Genomic DNA, 15392 nt, shown 5'->3' with positions numbered 1-15392 from the left:
TTTTTCTCTAGAAAATTCAAATTTCAGCAGTAACAGTTTATGTATTTACATCATTGGAAAAATATTTTTCTTTCCATGCAAAAGATTGATCTGATTGATCTTTTGGTCTGTATTCTGCACCAATATAACCTTGATAGTCACTTTGACGTAACCAATCAAAAATTTGCTTAAATGGGACATTTCCTGTGTCTGGTTCATGGCGGTTTGGGTAATCGGCAAACTGAATATGTCCAATTTGATGCAGATTCTCTTGTAATCCTGCTAAAACTTCTTCACCCATCATTGCCATGTGATAACAGTCATACTGCATTTTTAGAGCAGGATGATGAATCACTTCGAGCATTTCCTGTGCTTGAGCGATATTCTGAATGAGAAAGCGTGGCATATCTGTGCCATTAATCATTTCAAAAACAGGCTCGATACCTTGTTCAGTCAACATGTGACAAGCGAGTTTTAGATTGCTTGCGAGGGTATTCAGACAAGGCAGTAGATCAGCATCTAGAGGTTGCTTGCCTGCCAGAATATTGACACGAGGAACATTGAGAGCATTTGCATATGTGATGGCTAACATGAGTGCATGATGAAATTCGATTTCTTTGCCTGGGATACCCGCAAGTCCATTGCCACCTTGCATTAAATCTCCAGCAGGGACATTAATGAGGCAAAGGGAAAGATCATATTGTTCAAGTTGAGTTTGAATATCGATAACATCTAATTCATATGGAAACTGAATTTCAATATGTTGGAAGCCATGTGCATGAGCTAAAGCAAAACGCTCAATCAAAGGAACTTCTGTAAAAATCATCGATAAATTGACTGCAAGATGGCTCATATTCAAACTCCTCGAATCAATTATTATTGCTCTATATATTGAATAATAGTCGCTAAATCATTCTCAGAAAAGCCATTTTCTTGGTGAGCTTGTAACTGTAATAGAGCTTTTTGTGCGACAGGTATCTTTAAATTAAAACTCTGTGCAAGTTTTAATGCATTATTAAGGTCTTTTGATAAGGTTTGTACTTTCCATTGTACTGGCTCAAAAGTGTGTGTTGCCATACGGGGAGCAAGAATTTGGAAAGGTTTAGAGTCTGCAAAGCCACCTGCGAGTGCTGGGGCAAGTAAGCGAGTATCTACACCGGCTTGGTCTGCTAGTGCAACGGCTTCAGCAATCAGTGTGCTATTTGCTGCAACAATCAATTGATTACAAATCTTGGTGGCTTGTCCCGTACCTGTTTCACCCATACGGGTGACACGTTGTGATAAGACTTCATAAATAGGTTTAAGCGCTTCAATTGTTTGAGCATCACCGCCTGCAAAAATGACTAATGTGCCTTGCTCAGCCCCCATCGTTCCACCTGAAACAGGCGAGTCGATCCAAGTGACGTGTTGCTGTTGAGCGAATTGTGCCAGTTGTTGTGTGGCTGCTACCGACAAGCTAGAGAAATCAACAATAATTTGCTCTGCTTTTAAATATGCTTGAATCTGAGCAAAAACATTGTGGACAGCCTGATCATCGGCTAAACAGGTCAAAATGACAGGGTAATTGCTAATTTTTTCCAATTCTAAGGCGGTTGCACCTTGTTGAATCAGTGCTTCACATGCATGGGGGGTGCGATTCCAGACGGCTACAGCATAACCTGCTTGAAGCAGTCGCGTTACCATACGTGTACCCATTAACCCCATGCCTAAGAAAGCGATTGGTGTTTGTTGATTAACATGCATGTGAAATATACTCAGTGAATGATTATTTGTATTGACGTGGCAAGAATTGAATGTCTGGATTCTTGTCTTTTTTACGTGCAAGGCTACTGTTTTTACCCAAGAGTAATTTAAGCTGCCAAAGTTTTTCTAAACGTAATGCCTTTTCTGGTTGATGCTCCATTGCATCTAACACCCGTTTCGCTGCCATAATCGCATCAGGTGAGCGTTGTAAGATTTCTTGAGCAATCATATTGGCTTTGGCTAAAGGATCATTGTCTAAGTGTGTCACCAGACCTATTTCTTTGGCATATCTTGCATCAAAGATACGTGCAGTCAGTGTCAATTCCTTAGCTAAATCAACACCGATGAGTCCTTTTAATGAACGTGTTAAGCCCATATCTGGAACTAAGCCCCAACGGCTTTCCATAATTGACATTTGAGTGTTTGGTGTTGCAATACGAATGTCTGCGGCTAGCGCAAGTTGCATGCCTGCACCAAAACAAAAACCTTCGATTGCTGCAATAACTGGAATTGGTAAATTTTGCCAAATTAAGAAAGCTTTTTGAAATAAGCTTTGTCCTGGCTTAATCAGTTCCCATGCTGCAAATGCTGTATTTTTAGGATTATTCAAATCAGATAAGTCGATGCCTGCACTAAACACTTGTGCTTCACCTGTGAGGATGACGCAACGAATCGAACGATCTTTCTCAATTTTTTTGGCAGTTGCAACCAGTTCTTTTAATAAAGCAAAGCTCATTGCATTGCGTTTATCTGGTCGGTTTAAAGAAACGATTGCGATTCCATTGTTTTTTTCAATGCGTAAAAGTGCCATTTGCCTTACTCTTATTGTGTTTGATTGAGGCAGCATAGCATGAGTCTTTCACTCGAAACATGACACGGCAGTCACATTAACTATCGTGAGAATGTAAGACTAAGTTTGCTGCTTGACGAACCTGTTCGATCGCAATATTCAATTCATTAAAACGATGATTGGTTTCTCGAATAAAGCCATCATCTGCTTTGCGTCGTTCCTTACGCAAGGTTGAGACAAATTGTTCAAATTCGCCAGAGACTTGCTGCAAATTAGGTACGCCGACATAACGTGTAGCTCCATAAAGGCGGTGCAGTACATGTTCAAGCTGAGGAAAATCTTCCATTTCAATAAGTTGTTGCATTTCAGCAAGTTCAGTATCAAAACTATCCACCAACATACCCAATAAATCTTGTGCTAGATCTTCTTTGTTGGCTGCTAATTGAACGCTTTGTTGCCAATTTAAAATTTGAGGATCAATGGTTTCAGTCGAACGCTTTTGTTCCGTATTTGCAGGTTGAGCCGAGAAATTGTTTTTCGTCCAATGCGTTAAGATCTGAATGATTTGTTCCATTTGGATCGGTTTGGTCACGTAATCGTTCATACCAACTTTAAGCAGTTTTTGCTTTTCATCCGCCAGCGCATGTGCAGTTAAGGCAATAATCGGAAGCTGCATGCCTGTATCTAGGGTTGACTCTAAAGAGCGAATCGCTCGGGTTGTGTCGATTCCAGACATCACAGGCATTTGAATGTCCATAAAGACCAAATCAAATGGTGGTAATTTTTGTTGTATCCGTGCTTGAATGATGTCGATGGCTTTTTGTCCACTTAACGCTTTTGTGGTCGTGACATTTAATTCACCAAGCAATGCTTCAAGTACGATTAGATTCGGTAGGTGGTCATCCACAGCCAGTACATGTAATCCTTGACCATTAAAGTTTTCTGGTTCTGGCTCAAAAATCGGTTGATTTCCTAACAGTTGCACCAGTTCTCGGCGACTCAATGGTTGATAGAGTGGACGCGCACGATATTCATTGAGCATGTTTGGTTCAAGGCTCATTTGATAACCGTAAACGGCTAAATTTCCTTGATAGCGCTGACGAATTTCTTTGAGTAAGGCTTCTGTATCACCACTATGGTCAACAATGAGCCATGTGTTTTCTTGTTGATTCAAATGATTTAAACGACTAAATAAGTCCAAAATGGACTGCGTTTCAATATGTGAAACACGATAATTTTCTAAATATGAACGAAGTACGCTCGCCGTAGCAGGGTGAGCGAGGTAAGACACCACTTGTAAATGATCGAAATGTGGATGCTCAACAAATTCATCTTGTTCATCCACTTTGAATGAAGCCGTAAACCAAAAGGTTGAACCTTTTTCTGTCGGTGCACGTTCTTGGTTGTCTTCAAAGCCAATTTGACCGTGCATCAAATGAACCAGTTGTTTCGAAATCGCTAGACCTAGTCCAGTACCGCCAAATTGACGGGTAACCGAAGCATCACCTTGAGAGAATGATTCAAATAACTTTTTACGGTCAGTACCACTGAGACCAATACCACTATCTTGTACACTGAAATGTAAGAGACATTGTCCAATTTCATCATCTTCCATACGTACACGAACAATGATTTCACCATCGGGGGTAAATTTGATGGCATTAGAAATCAAATTAGTGAGAATTTGTTTAAAGCGTAAGGCATCACCAATCACATGCTGTGGAATATTTTCGGCATAGTAAAATGCCATACTGATATGTTTTTGTGCCGCGAGAGGGGAAAGCATATCCATCACATCAAAAATAGCTTCTTCCAAATCAAATGGTGCAGTTTCGAGTTCTAATTTACCTGCATCAATTTTAGAGAAATCAAGTACATCATTAATCAGTGCCAATAGGTGAGCAGATGATTTACGAATAGTCTGGAGGTACAGGTTTTGTTCATTGCTGAGGTTCTGCTGACGAAGCAATAAATGAATAAAGCCATCAATACTGTTGAGAGGTGTTCTTAGCTCATGGCTGATATTGGCTAAAAAGACCGACTTGGATTGATTTGATGAAATCGCTTGGTCACGTGCTTGACGATAGGTAATGTTCTGAACTTCGAGTGTGTCTAAGGTACGACGTAAGTCTTCTTCAGTTTGTTCGGTATGTTCTTTTAATTCTAAAAAACTAAAGTGCAAGCGTTTGACTACATTGGCAATATCGCGCTGGAGTAAACGTAACTCGCCTGTACTGTTGACTACAATATGCTGATCAAGCGTATCGGCATTGAGTCGTTGCATTTGCATCCGAATTTCATAGAGTGGTGCAAGCCAAATCCGTGAAAATACGTTTAAACAGAGCAATAAAAGTAACAAGGTGATCAGCCCAGTGACGACCAGTGCCAATAGAATTTTATAGCGAGCTAATTCTAATGGTTGATTGTCCAATTCAATCATTAACCAAATAGAACCTGTACCGTTGTTCGCTAATTTTTCACCATAAATACTGTTATGGTTGTGCGCGATTGGGCCAAAAAAATTACTGTTATTCGGAAAGGTCGGCCAAAAACGATTATTTTGATAGCCAATACTTAAGTATGTTTGCCCTTGATTATCAATAATGACGGCACGTTGTAAGTTTTTTTCATCAAACATTTTTTGCATGATGTTTTGAGCGCGATCATATTGATCTGGGTGCTGTTGCACGAGTTGGAGCAGTTTTTCTGCTGTTTGATGATAACGAGCTAAGATCGCTGAAGCATCGGAATGCTGTTGTTGTTTGGCTGCACTGGTGGTTTCAGATAAAACCCATAAAATTCCAACACCTGTCAGTACGGCGATCGGCACTAAAATAAGCGCAATCAATTGTCCATAGGCATGATTAAGCCGTAAGCGTTTAGAGAGGGTCTTATTGAAATTTGACATAGTGCGGTCAGATTTATCATTCTGCGAAACATCTTATCATGCTTTACCGAAATCAGAGGTATTGGCTAGCCAATAAAAAGCATAGTGAAAAGGTGCAGTATTTCTGTTTTTTTCATACAATAGTCGCCACCTTAATATCGGTGTCGATCATGACGAATACGCAAACTGATTTTTTAGCAGATGAATTTTTACTAGACTATTATGTCGGTAAAAGCCCTTTAGTGCGTTTGCAACGTTTAGCAAGTCATACTCAAGCTACCGTATTAGCGAAATTGGAAGGCAATAACCCTGCGGGTTCAGTCAAAGATCGTCCAGCTTATAATATGATTGTTCAAGCAGAGAAGCGTGGGCAAATTAAATCAGGTGATACTTTAATTGAAGCCACCAGTGGTAATACAGGCATTGCTTTAGCTATGGTTGCAGCCATGCGTGGCTATAAAATGAAGCTGATCATGCCAAATAACATGAGCCAAGAACGTAAAGATGCAATGTTGGCGTATGGTGCCGAGCTGATAGAAGTGACTCAACAGCAAGGTATGGAAGGCGCGCGCGATTTAGCTTTACAAATGCAGGCGGAAGGCAAGGGTTTTGTCCTCAATCAATTTGGTAATCCTGACAATGTAGATGCACATTACCTCACAACTGGACCAGAAATCTGGAAGCAGACAGGTGGGAAAATTACTCATTTTGTCAGCTCAATGGGGACGACTGGAACGATTATGGGTGTCTCTAAATATTTGAAAGAGCAAAATCCAGAGATTCAAATTGTGGGTTTACAGCCGTCTGATGGCTCAAGTATTGCAGGGATTCGTCGTTGGCCTGAAGAATATCTTCCAACAATTTTTGATCGTCGTCGTGTCGATCGTATTATTGATATTCCACAGATTGAAGCAGAAAAAACCATGCGTAAGTTGGCGCGCACAGAAGGTATTAGTGCTGGAACTTCTTCAGGTGGTGCAGTTTGGGCGTCGATTAAGATCGCTGAAGAACATCCCGATGCTGTGATTGTTTGTATTATTTGTGATCGTGGTGATCGTTACTTGTCGACTGGATTATTTTCGGTTCAAGATTAAAATCTCCTTTACGGAGCTATAACCGCTCCTCACCTCTGTTCAAAAGAGGGGGAACTCCTCCCTTTATAAAGGGAGGTTGGGAGGGATTTGAAGAGATTTCAAGATGAGTTTACGCTTTCCGACTTTAGTTTTTGATATTGAAACACTGACCGATTTAAAGGCTGGTGCCCATCTTCATCATCTCGATTTACCTGAGGCTGATGTTGAACAAGCATTAACGAAGATTCGCCGTCAAGAATCAGGTAGTGATTTTCAACGTTTGCCACTGCATGAAATCGTTTGTATTTCGGGTTTGTGGATTGATGAAAAAGGTTTTCGTTTGTTTTCATTTAGCCGTGAACAAAATACCGAAGCCGAAATGTTGGCGAAATTCTTTTCGATCTTTGAGAAAAAGCAACCGACTTTAGTGAGCTGGAATGGTTCACAGTTTGATTTGTCCGTTATTCTGTTTCGTGCCATGTATCATGGGCTGTCTGCACCAAGCCTATTTGATCAAGGTGAAATCGATCACCAAAAACGTTTTAATAACTATCAAAACCGTTATCACCATCGTCATGTTGATTTGATGGATGTGATGGCTATGTTTAATGGTCGAAACTTTCAGAAACTTGATGATATTGCGAGCTTTCTAGGTTTTCCTGGGAAACGTGGTGAATCAGGTTATCACGTACCAAAGTATGTTCAGACTCAGCAGTGGTTGAAATTGACCAGTTACTGTGAGGGCGATGTCTTGAATACATGGTTGATTTATTTACGTTGGTTATTATTGAAAGGTCAACTTAGTCAACAAGATCATCAGCAATGGCTTCAGGCAACGATTGATTATTTGCACACTCAAACGCAACAAACAGAATTCTTACAGGTATGGCGACAAACATCGCAATATACTGTATTCACCGCACACACTTTTGCAGCAAAAAATTAGGTTGATCTTTTGAAACATAAAGCGAAACAGCGTCCAGCTCAATATCCAACATATACCTTTCACATCGAAGCTTTTTCTCATGAGGGGCGTGGAATTGCGCATTATGGAACGCATCCAGATCATCCTAAAGAAAAGCATGGTAAGAAAGTGTTCATCCGCTATGCCTTAGTGGGTGAGACTGTCCAAGCCAAGATCACCAATCAAACTTCGCGTTTAGAAGAAGCAGACATGGTCAAGCTTGAAAGTGATGCTGCTCTTGAGCGAGTTGAGCCTATTTGCCCACATTTTGGGGTGTGTGGCGGTTGTAGCTTGCAGCACATTCATCCTGACGAGCAGATTCGCCTTAAGCAGAATGTTTTACAATCCCATTTACAGCATTTTGCTGGTTTGCAACCAGAGCAATGGTTAGATCCAATCCGTTCTGAAAAAATAGATTATCGTCGTCGCGCTCGAGTAGGCGTTCGCTACCTTGCTAAACAAAATCGTTTGGTGATGGGATTTCGGGAACATCACAGTAATCAGTTAACCGCAATTCAGCAATGTCGTGTTCTTGATCAGATCTTGTCTGATAGTTTGGTAGAGTTAAAAAAACTACTCGAAAGTCTAACAGGCAAAGCCCACATTGGTCATATAGAATTGGCAATGGGAGACACTGAAGTTGCATTATTGATTCGTCACTTAGATGAATTAAATGTGTCGGATGTCAACCAATTGCGTCAATTTGCGTTACTAAAGGATTGGCAGTTGTATTTGCAACCTAAAGGCGCAGATAGTGTATATCGAGTAGATGACGCTCAGGCACCGATGCGTCTGCATTACAGTCTGGACGAGTTTGCGATCAAATTTGCATTTTCACCATTAGATTTTACTCAAGTAAACAGTGGTGTAAATGCAAAAATGATTCAGTTGGCATGTGAATTGCTACAGTTGCAGGATGGGGAAAGAGTACTTGACCTATTCTGTGGGTTAGGCAATTTTTCTCTCCCTTTAGCACGTTGTGTGGGTGAGACGGGTCAAGTGGTGGGTGTTGAAGCAAGTGATGAAATGGTACAGCGAGCAACTGACAATGCGAAAGCAAATCAATTGTCTCAGGCTGTGTTCTTTTCACAAGATTTAACAAAAGACTTTTCGCATCATTCTTGGGCAAAACAAGGATTTGATGCATTATTAATTGATCCTCCACGATCGGGTGCGTTTGAAGTTATGCAATATGTACCTAATTTCGGAGCAAAAAGAATCGTTTATGTTTCATGTAACCCATCAACACTGGCAAGGGATGCGGGTGTACTGGCACAATATGGCTATCGACTCAAGAAAGCAGCAGTGATGGATATGTTTACCCATACTGAACATGTTGAATCGATTGCTCTATTTGAAAAAACTGAGCAGGCAGTTTGACAAGCCCCACGAGATAAACGATTAGAGAATGAGTTACATATCCAGAGGAGAATGGTATGGTCACAGTACGTGAGCAGTTACCAGGACGACTCCACGAGTTGTCTGAGGAAACGACTGTAGAACATGCCGCTGAAGCGCAAAGTGGTCTAGTATCTTGGCTAGATCGAGTGCGTGATATTTTGGATGGGGCACAGCTAAAGCAACTTCAACAGGTTGCAGAGCTGACCTTGGCAAAAGAATTAGAAACTACGGTGAATCGTCGTAGCAATACCTTTAGTACAGGTATTGGTATGGCTGATATTTTAGCGCATTTACATGTTGATGAAGACACATTGTCAGCGGCAGTGTTATATCGCAGTGTGCGCGAAGGCTTAATTACCTTAGAGGATATCCAACAACAATTTGGCGAACAGGTGCTGAGTCTTGTACAAGGCACGCTTGCAATGGGTAAGCTCTCCGAGTTGATTGAAAAAAATAAACGTTTAGAAGACCATTTCAATAATAATCAACGTGAGCACTTAAACGGCATTTATAAAATGCTGATTTCGGTGACAGAAGATGTACGTGTTGTTTTAATCAAACTGGCTGAACGTACTTATGCCTTGCGTGAATTGGCAACGGCGAGTAAAGAACGTCAAGAGCGTGTTGCACGTGAGATTTTAACGATCTATTCGCCACTTGCACATCGCTTAGGCATAGCACAGCTCAAATGGGAGCTAGAAGATCTTGCTTTCCGTTATTTAGCACCAGAACGCTATAAAGAAATTGCATCGTTACTGAACGAAAAACGTTTAGAGCGTGAGCAATATATTCAATTTGTCATTGATAAGTTGAAAACGGAATTGGGTACGCATCATATCCAAGCTGAAATCACTGGGCGAGTGAAGCACATTTATTCGATTTATCGAAAAATGAAAAGCAAAAACCTGAGTTTCGATCAGCTTTACGATATTCGTGCGGTACGTGTATTGGTAAAAAGTGTACCTGATTGTTATCACGCTTTAGGTATTGTGCATCAATTATGGCGGCATATTCCCAACCAGTTTGATGACTATGTCACCAATCCAAAGGCAAATGGTTATCGCTCATTACATACTGCGGTGATTGCAGAAAATAAATCTTTAGAAGTGCAAATTCGTACCTTTGAAATGCACAATGAAGCAGAGTTAGGTGTTTGTTCGCACTTCAATTATAAAGAAGGCGCAAAAAATACCGATCATTCATTTAACCATCGTTTGCATTCTTTACGTGCCGTACTTGAGCATTATCAAGAGCGTACTGAAACGACGCCACATGGCGAAGATGAAGAGTCAAATGGCATAGATCAAATTCAAGATTTTGAGAATTTTGAAAAGATTTATGTATTTAGTCGTGATGGTGATATTAAGGAATTACCACGAGGTTCAACCGTTTTAGATTTCGCTTATCATGTGCATACTGAAGTTGGAAACAAGTGCTACGCAGCACGTGTCAATCAGCGCTATGTGCCATTAACCTATACCTTGAAAACAGGTGAGCAGGTTGAAATCTTAACCAAGAAAGACCGCGAACCTAACCGTGATTGGTTAGTCAATTCTTTAGGCTATATCAAAACGGCGCGTGCGCGTGACAAGTTACGCCATTGGTTTAGACAGCAAGATCGCAGCAAAAACGTTGAAGTTGGACGTGAGTTACTGAATAAAGAATTATCTCGTTTAGCTATTCATCCAAAGAGTATTGATTTAAAAGATTATTCATCTCATTTCAACCTGAAAGCGGGTGATGATATTTTAGTGGCTTTGGTGAGTGGTGATATCAGCCTTCATGCCTTGATGAATCAAGTCAATCGTCAGATGCACTTGGATCAAGATGAGCCTGAACTGGTTTTAAAACCTGCGTTAAATCCTCGTGCAAGCCATACGCTCTCAGCACACGGGATTTTGATTGATGGTTTGGATAATGTTGAGCTGCATATTGCGCAATGTTGTCAACCTGTGCATGGTGAGTCGATTGGTGGTTATATCACTTTAAACCGTGGTGTCAGTATCCATAAGATCGCTTGTCCAGATTATTTGCGCATGACGACACAAGAGCCTGAGCGTGCTGTTGAAGCAGATTGGGAAATGCAACCGACCCGTGGCCAGTGTGTGCAAATCGTGGTTGAGGCTTATGATCGCCGTGGTCTACTTAAAGACCTCACCCAAGTGATTTTCTCAGACCAAATCAATATTCGTCAGGTGAATACCATTTCTGAAGCAGATGGGATTGCCAATATGAAGTTGTTGATTGAAGTCAAAGGTTTGGCGCAATTATCTCGTTTGTTGGCTCGTTTAGAGCAGCAACCAGGGATTATCAGCGCACGACGTTTGGTTCAGGGAAGTTAGAACATGAAAATAAAAAAGCTGCATTGAGATGCAGCTTTTTTATGCTTAACGCTTCGATAGAAAAATATTGGTAAGTCGATTTAAAAACTGCGGGCTAATACTCGATAATTGATACATCAGTTTGGTTTTTATGCCTACAGGGGTATGGGTTGGGATCAGGGCATGATCTTTTTGTTGGGCTAACTGTAAGACTTGTTTCGCAACATCCGCAGGGGTTAAATCCACACCAATATTTTGAATACTGCCAGCATCCATATTCTTTACCATATCGGTTTGTACAAATAGAGGCATTACATCGAGTACCCGAATATTATATTTTTGCCATTCTACATCTAAGGCCTCTGTTAAGCCTCGAACCGCAAATTTACTCGCAGAGTACGATGCTAAATCGGCTTGTCCATAAATTGCTGAGGCGGAGGATAAATTAATCACACGGGCAAAACTTGCTTTTTCTAGATGGGGTAATCCAGCATGGCAACCATTCAGAACCCCTTTGATATTGATATCCACAGTGCGATGATGGGATTGAATCGATGTATCTTCAAATGCGCCAGAGTATAAAATTCCAGCGTTATTAATTAAAATATTCAGTTCGCCTGCCCAATTTTTAAAATCTTGTAGTGCCATTTTCCACTGGCGAAAGTTACTAACATCCAAATAACCAGCTTTAGCATTTTCACCAAGCTCGTTGGCTAAACGAAGCGCTTGCTCATCATTAATATCATAAATACCGACTTTATAACCGTGACGATGAAAGATGCGCGCAATCTCAGCACCAATTCCTTGTGCCGCTCCACTAATAAATACGCTATGTTGCATTGCTTTCCCTTGCTTTATCATATTTCTTTAATCGGCGTATATTACGCATAAGCAGGTTCAAGCTGCAACAATTTGGCTGTATTTGGAGAGGATCATGGAAAAGTTATTAGAAATTATGCAAGAGTTGCGACAAAAATGCCCATGGGATCAACAACAAACACCCAATAGCTTGACTCGTTATGCGATCGAAGAAGCTTATGAGGTTGAAGCAGCGATTCGAAAGGGGGATCTCAATGAAATTCGCAACGAGTTAGGTGATTTATTATTACAAGTGGTTTTTCAATCCCAAATGTACAGTGAGCAAGGCGCATTTAACTTTCATGATGTGGTGGATGCAATTAGTGAGAAGTTAATTCGTCGCCATCCGCATGTCTTTCAGACAGAGAAATATCAGCACCTAGATTCGGAACAAGTTAGTGAATTATGGAAGCAAATTAAACAACAAGAGAAACAAGGCAAAGCTCAATCACGTTTAGATGACGTGAAGCATGCACCTGCGTTGCTACAAGCACAAGAAATTCAAAAAAAAGCCGCACAGCTCGGTTTTGATTTTGAAACGATTGATGATGCTTATGCAAAACTGGATGAAGAACTAGAAGAGTTACAACAAGCAATCAAAAATCAAAAAAGTAATGAAATACAAGAAGAGTTTGGCGATTGTCTATTTTCTTTAATCAATGTAGGACGTAAACTTGGTCTGTCGAGTGAGACCGCATTATTGGCAACCATTCATAAATTTAGAAGCCGATTTGCATATATTGAACAACAAGCACAAAGACAAGACAAAGACTTGCAAGAAATGAGTTTGGCAGAAATGGACGAACTATGGGAGCAAGCAAAAAGACACTTAAAACTTCAGGGGAAATCCAATGAATTTGCCGCAGCTACGCAGCAAACATAATCTTTTTCTATTCATTTTTTTATACTTCGGGTGTTTTTCGTATGTGGATGCACAGCCTTTTGATCAGTCCTATGAAAAATGGAAAGCGCAACAACAGGCACGTGATCAGCAATTGGCGAAGCAACCAAACAATAATTATTATTTATCAAGACCCACGCTACAGAAAAGTTCTCAGCAAGTTTCATCTTCTGTAAACATTCAAGGAGATAAAATTAGTTTGAACCAAGCAAATTTACAGCAGTTACAGACGTTGAATGGTGTGGGCGAGAAAAAGGCTCAGGCAATCGTTGAATATCGCCAAAAGAATGGTGGTTTTAAAACGGTTGATGAGTTGGTGAATGTCAAAGGAATTGGACCCAAATTGCTCGAAAAAAATAAGGCAAGGTTGGTGTTGTAGGATGAAAAGTGAAATGAATTCGCGAATTAAACAGGCTGATCTGTTGAAACTTCAACAGAATAAATTGCCCTTTGTGTGTGTTAGAGCTATGATTAGCGACAAATTGTTATTTACGTCCTGACGTAGGAGACAGTGTCTTTTGCAAACTTTGCGTGCGTCAAAATGTGGTCTGTCCACAACCCAACTCCCTTCTTCAATATTAGATGTGATTGATAGCCTGACGAAAGCTGGCTATGAGGCATATATTGTAGGCGGCGGTGTTCGCGATATGATGTTAGGTCTTAATCCAAAGGATTTTGATGCTGTCACCAATGCAACACCAGCTCAAGTGAAAGAAGTTTTTGGTCGACGTTGCCGAATTATTGGGCGACGTTTCGAACTAGCACATGTTTATTCTGGTCGTGAACTAATTGAAGTTGCGACCTTTCGCGCTCCCCCAAAAAAGGCAGTGACCAGTGCGTCTGGCATGATTCTGCGGGATAATAATTGGGGAACGATTGAGCAAGACTTTGCACGTCGAGATTTCTCAATTAATACTTTGTATTATCAACCGCGCCAAGCCATTGTACTTGATTTTTGCCATGCAGTTGATGATATTAAAACCCGTACTTTACGGTTTTTGGGTGAACCTGCGCAGCGGTTTGAAGAAGACCCTGTGCGAATGTTACGTGCCTTACGTTTTGCTGCGAAACTTAACTTTCAAATTGATCAATCGATTATTGATGTTTTTAATGTTGAGCTGACGCAACTGTTACGTGATGTCTCACCGCATCGTTTATATGATGAGTCTCAAAAGCTCTTTACCATGGGGCATCTTGCGCGCGTTTTGCCGATGTTGATTGAGTTTGGGGTTTGGAAACAGTTATTTGCTGAAATTCCTCCAGAACTCACGACTTTTATTGAACGTGCAGCCAAGAATACCGATCAGCGAATTCAAATTGGCAAGACCATTAATCCAGCATTCTTCTATGCAGTCTTGTTGTGGAAGCCATTTTTAGAACGCTGTGATTTTTATTTAAATAAAGGTGTTGTGCCTGCTGAAGCGCGTGCGCAAGCGGGTCTTGATGTGCTTAAACGTCAGGCGACACGAACCATTATTCCGCGTTTTGCAGAAACCTTTATTCGTGAAGTTTGGGAAATGCAAACCCGTTTGTTGAATCCAAAACCACAACAAATCGAGGCTTTGGCTGGACATGCACGTTTCCGTGCAGGATTTGACTTCTTATTGCTGCGTGAAAAATCAGGCGATCGTAGTACTGATGGTATGGGGGTTTGGTGGGAAGCCTACCAAGAAATGTCAACCGACCAAAAAGAAGCAGCAATTCGTCAATACAATCGTCAACGGAGTAAGACACGCCGTAAGGCTGTGGAAGTCGATGAAGCGAAAGTGACAGAGATTGAACCTTTGGTGAATGTGCCTGAGCCGAGAAGTCGTCGAGCTAAAAAAGAACGTGTGAGAGCAGATGAATCTGCGAGTCGTTTTATCGAAAAAGCGACTATGGATTCTGGTCAAATTCATACGGATCACCCGATTCTCAAACGTAAACGGGTACAACGTGATTTAGCCCAAGTTGTTTTTGGACCGACACAATGACGACTCGTACTTATATTGGTCTTGGTAGCAATTTAGGTGATTCGCAACAAATTCTGAGTGAAGCTGTTGCGAAGCTAGCAAGCTTAGGTTTAGTACAGGTTTCACGACTTTATCAAAGTCCGCCAATGGGGCCGCAAGATCAGCCGAATTATTTAAATGCGGTTGTTCAACTCGATACCACACTTGCACCACTTGCTCTATTAGATCAATTACAACAATTCGAGCAAGATGCAGGGCGTATCCGTGCGCGACGTTGGGGCGAGCGAACGCTTGATCTTGATTTGCTGATCTATGGTCAAGAACAGATTCAAAATGAACGTTTGACGGTGCCGCATATTGGTATTCTAGAACGTGATTTTGTGATTGTTCCCTTATTAGATTTAGATGCTCATTTACAGTTGAATGGGTATTCATTAAAAGATTTAGAACTGGTACAGCAGGCAAACCTGACTGTAATCGCAGACCAGTCTTGGGCAACCGCTTAAGATTGTTTTGTTCTGGA

Annotated in this window: 13 protein-coding genes; 8 read left to right on the top strand and 5 right to left on the bottom strand. The window is 41.0% G+C overall.

Going from position 1 to position 15392, the window contains the following annotated elements:
- Nucleotides 1-37: 37 nt before the first annotated feature.
- The 4 genes from MMP60_RS11860 to MMP60_RS11845 form a co-directional block, all read right to left on the bottom strand.
- Nucleotides 38-832 carry a TIM barrel protein gene (locus tag MMP60_RS11860; RefSeq protein WP_241336448.1) on the bottom strand — a complete coding sequence of 265 codons (795 nt, stop codon included), beginning with the start codon at nt 830-832 and terminating at the stop codon, nt 38-40.
- Nucleotides 833-855: 23 nt separating this feature from the next.
- Nucleotides 856-1722, bottom strand: coding sequence for an NAD(P)-dependent oxidoreductase (locus tag MMP60_RS11855; RefSeq protein WP_241336447.1), 867 nt, complete (start codon nt 1720-1722; stop codon nt 856-858).
- 22 nt (nt 1723-1744) lie between these two features.
- Nucleotides 1745-2533 (bottom strand): crotonase/enoyl-CoA hydratase family protein, encoded by a 789-nt coding sequence (locus MMP60_RS11850; protein WP_241336446.1) that lies wholly within the window; start codon nt 2531-2533, stop codon nt 1745-1747.
- Nucleotides 2534-2609: 76 nt separating this feature from the next.
- Nucleotides 2610-5420, bottom strand: coding sequence for an ATP-binding protein (locus MMP60_RS11845; protein ID WP_241336445.1), 2811 nt, complete (start codon nt 5418-5420; stop codon nt 2610-2612).
- A gap of 149 nt (nt 5421-5569) precedes the next feature.
- Between MMP60_RS11845 and cysM the strand changes: the two genes are divergently transcribed.
- The 4 genes from cysM to MMP60_RS11825 all read left to right on the top strand — a co-directional run bounded on the left by cysM (nt 5570) and on the right by MMP60_RS11825 (nt 11179).
- Nucleotides 5570-6493 carry a cysteine synthase CysM gene (gene cysM, locus MMP60_RS11840; RefSeq protein ID WP_241336444.1) on the top strand — a complete coding sequence of 308 codons (924 nt, stop codon included), beginning with the start codon at nt 5570-5572 and terminating at the stop codon, nt 6491-6493.
- A 103-nt stretch (nt 6494-6596) separates the two neighbouring features.
- Nucleotides 6597-7418, top strand: coding sequence for a 3'-5' exonuclease (locus MMP60_RS11835; protein ID WP_241336443.1), 822 nt, complete (start codon nt 6597-6599; stop codon nt 7416-7418).
- A 9-nt stretch (nt 7419-7427) separates the two neighbouring features.
- Complete coding sequence (gene rlmD, locus MMP60_RS11830; protein ID WP_241336442.1) at nt 7428-8816, top strand: 23S rRNA (uracil(1939)-C(5))-methyltransferase RlmD; 1389 nt, start codon at nt 7428-7430, stop codon at nt 8814-8816.
- Between the two features lie 56 nt (nt 8817-8872).
- The gene (locus MMP60_RS11825) at nt 8873-11179 is read left to right on the top strand and encodes a bifunctional (p)ppGpp synthetase/guanosine-3',5'-bis(diphosphate) 3'-pyrophosphohydrolase (protein WP_241336441.1); all 2307 of its coding nucleotides are present in this window, start codon (nt 8873-8875) and stop codon (nt 11177-11179) included.
- 45 nt (nt 11180-11224) lie between these two features.
- Here the strand turns inward: MMP60_RS11825 and MMP60_RS11820 are convergent, their stop codons facing one another.
- Complete coding sequence (locus MMP60_RS11820) at nt 11225-11998, bottom strand: SDR family oxidoreductase (protein ID WP_018677544.1); 774 nt, start codon at nt 11996-11998, stop codon at nt 11225-11227.
- Nucleotides 11999-12092: 94 nt separating this feature from the next.
- On the opposite strand from MMP60_RS11820, the gene mazG reads away from it, so the two are divergent.
- From mazG to folK, 4 genes are all read left to right on the top strand, one after another.
- On the top strand, nt 12093-12899 hold the full coding sequence (gene mazG, locus MMP60_RS11815) for a nucleoside triphosphate pyrophosphohydrolase (protein ID WP_241336440.1): 807 nt from the start codon (nt 12093-12095) through the stop codon (nt 12897-12899).
- Nucleotides 12868-13296, top strand: coding sequence for a ComEA family DNA-binding protein (locus MMP60_RS11810; RefSeq protein ID WP_241336439.1), 429 nt, complete (start codon nt 12868-12870; stop codon nt 13294-13296). Before mazG ends, MMP60_RS11810 begins: the two co-directional genes overlap by 32 nt.
- A gap of 139 nt (nt 13297-13435) precedes the next feature.
- Nucleotides 13436-14890, top strand: coding sequence for a polynucleotide adenylyltransferase PcnB (pcnB, locus tag MMP60_RS11805; protein ID WP_241336438.1), 1455 nt, complete (start codon nt 13436-13438; stop codon nt 14888-14890).
- Nucleotides 14887-15375, top strand: a complete 489-nt coding sequence (gene folK / locus MMP60_RS11800; RefSeq protein WP_241336437.1) for a 2-amino-4-hydroxy-6-hydroxymethyldihydropteridine diphosphokinase — start codon at nt 14887-14889, stop codon at nt 15373-15375. Before pcnB ends, folK begins: the two co-directional genes overlap by 4 nt.
- The last annotated feature ends 17 nt before the right edge of the window (nt 15376-15392 follow it).

This window comes from Acinetobacter sp. ANC 4805 (genome assembly GCF_022549495.1).
Lineage (GTDB): Bacteria > Pseudomonadota > Gammaproteobacteria > Pseudomonadales > Moraxellaceae > Acinetobacter.
The sequence above is the reverse complement of the archived record's forward strand: the minus strand, read 5'-3'. Positions and strand labels throughout refer to the sequence as shown.

Bases quoted from the DNA above. Each gene is read 5' to 3' on its own strand.
- MMP60_RS11850 (WP_241336446.1), bottom strand. From the start codon at position 2,533: ATGGCACTTTTACGCATTGAAAAAAACAATGGAATCGCAATCGTTTCT.
- MMP60_RS11820 (WP_018677544.1), bottom strand. From the start codon at position 11,998: ATGCAACATAGCGTATTTATTAGTGGAGCGGCACAAGGAATTGGTGCT.
- MMP60_RS11835 (WP_241336443.1), top strand. From the start codon at position 6,597: ATGAGTTTACGCTTTCCGACTTTAGTTTTTGATATTGAAACACTGACC.
- MMP60_RS11825 (WP_241336441.1), top strand. From the start codon at position 8,873: ATGGTCACAGTACGTGAGCAGTTACCAGGACGACTCCACGAGTTGTCT.
- cysM (WP_241336444.1), top strand. From the start codon at position 5,570: ATGACGAATACGCAAACTGATTTTTTAGCAGATGAATTTTTACTAGAC.
- MMP60_RS11845 (WP_241336445.1), bottom strand. From the start codon at position 5,420: ATGTCAAATTTCAATAAGACCCTCTCTAAACGCTTACGGCTTAATCAT.
- MMP60_RS11860 (WP_241336448.1), bottom strand. From the start codon at position 832: ATGAGCCATCTTGCAGTCAATTTATCGATGATTTTTACAGAAGTTCCT.
- folK (WP_241336437.1), top strand. From the start codon at position 14,887: ATGACGACTCGTACTTATATTGGTCTTGGTAGCAATTTAGGTGATTCG.
- MMP60_RS11810 (WP_241336439.1), top strand. From the start codon at position 12,868: ATGAATTTGCCGCAGCTACGCAGCAAACATAATCTTTTTCTATTCATT.
- MMP60_RS11855 (WP_241336447.1), bottom strand. From the start codon at position 1,722: ATGCATGTTAATCAACAAACACCAATCGCTTTCTTAGGCATGGGGTTA.
- mazG (WP_241336440.1), top strand. From the start codon at position 12,093: ATGGAAAAGTTATTAGAAATTATGCAAGAGTTGCGACAAAAATGCCCA.